Source organism: Escherichia sp. MOD1-EC6475 (genome assembly GCF_003046645.1).
Classification (GTDB): domain Bacteria; phylum Pseudomonadota; class Gammaproteobacteria; order Enterobacterales; family Enterobacteriaceae; genus Escherichia; species Escherichia ruysiae.
Map to the genome: position 1 here is coordinate 1 of NZ_PZKQ01000113.1, position 1,458 is coordinate 1,458.

Here is a 1,458-nt window from a genome sequence, read left to right on the forward strand (position 1 = left end):
TTACCAGTCGGCGTAAGGTATCAGCGGCTGCGGCGGTAAATCCATGTCGCCCTGCCATCCGGCGGCGGAATACCGCACGTAGAGCAGGAAATGGCTTGGCGCATAATCTTTCGCCTGCTGGATATCAATCGCCGTGCCGACAAACCAGTTGGACGTGACGCGACGCTCAAGTAACGCCCGCGCCGTGTAGCCAAAGCCCTGACTGCTGCCACCGTCGTTGGTCTGGCTGGCGGCATCCTCTTTCCAGTCCGTCGGGATCAGGTTCATCAGCGGATAACGCGGCATGGTTTTGGTGCGCGAATGCGACCACGAGCCAGACGCACCCAGCTCCCACGACCAGTTTTCCGTCCGCTCACGCCACATCACCGGTATGGCAAACGACAGGTATTCCTGCGGGCTGTAGTAACCGCCCTGACCGAGTGAGTACCCACTCAGGTCTTTGTCGTAATGCCAGATCATGTTGTTCAGGCCGATTGTGACGCGGCGATTGTTCTGGTTGATGACCTTATAGTAATAGCCCGTCATCCAGCGCACGCGCCAGTTATCTTCGACATTTTTACCGGTTAACTGGTCGCCGCTAAGCGATGCCCAGACGCCGTTCGCTTCACCTTTATCGTAGCTCAGACTTAGCCCCACGCCATCGGCACGCACACCGCCCCATTTTTTCCCGGTATTACCCGGGGAGTCTTTCTGTCCGCCGAAGGCCAGCAAAGAACTGGAAATGGGGCGACGATGGGCGTTAACGGTGTAACCAAGCGGCCCGATATCGTCGCTGTAACTGATGCCGCCGACCACATCCACCACGTTGAAGCCCATCGGCGTGGTGCCGATATCCCAGCTCCAGACGTCATTTCGCCAGCCGACCGCCACGCTGGCGCCGGAATCTGACTGGCTGCGGTTGCCGCCACAGTCCTGCAACGTACAGGTGCCCCAGTTGTTATCCCATTTACCCTCAGCGTCGGCGGAAAAACTGCCGACGTTCATATTGACGAAATCACTGCGAAAGAACATCCGTCCGTCAGAATACGGTGCATCCACCTGCAACATGGTGGTGTGCGCTTTCAGGTCGGAGTAACCACCGGTGCCGCTCGAGCCCCAGTAATCGTGCTCAAGGGTGACGTTAAGATCCTGCTGGCGATAGAGATTTGCCGCATCGCTGCGCACGCCGCGCTTCAGCCAGTCATCTTTCTCGTCGTTACGGGTCAGACGGGTAAAGGTGTCGTTATCCTGCGGACGCGTCGGCGTCACACCGGATGCGACCATCGCGTCTTTGTAGGTTTCCAGCGCCTGCTTTGGCTCGCCCGCCTGCGCTTCAAACCTTGCACCATCACGCAGTACCATCGCACTTTCCATCGACGGCGGCTGAGATTTTGCCTGCGGGATCAGCTTGTTAAACGTCTGCTGCGCCGCTGCGGTATCGCCAAGCTGCGCCTGTACCAGCGCCACGCGCCGCTGTGT

At 58.7% G+C, this 1,458-nt stretch carries 1 protein-coding gene; it reads right to left on the bottom strand.

The annotated features are described in order from the left end of the window. Positions 1–1,458, bottom strand: a 1,458-nt coding sequence (bcsC, locus tag A7589_RS22555) for a cellulose synthase complex outer membrane protein BcsC (protein ID WP_108189035.1), incomplete at its 5' end; no start/stop codon positions are given.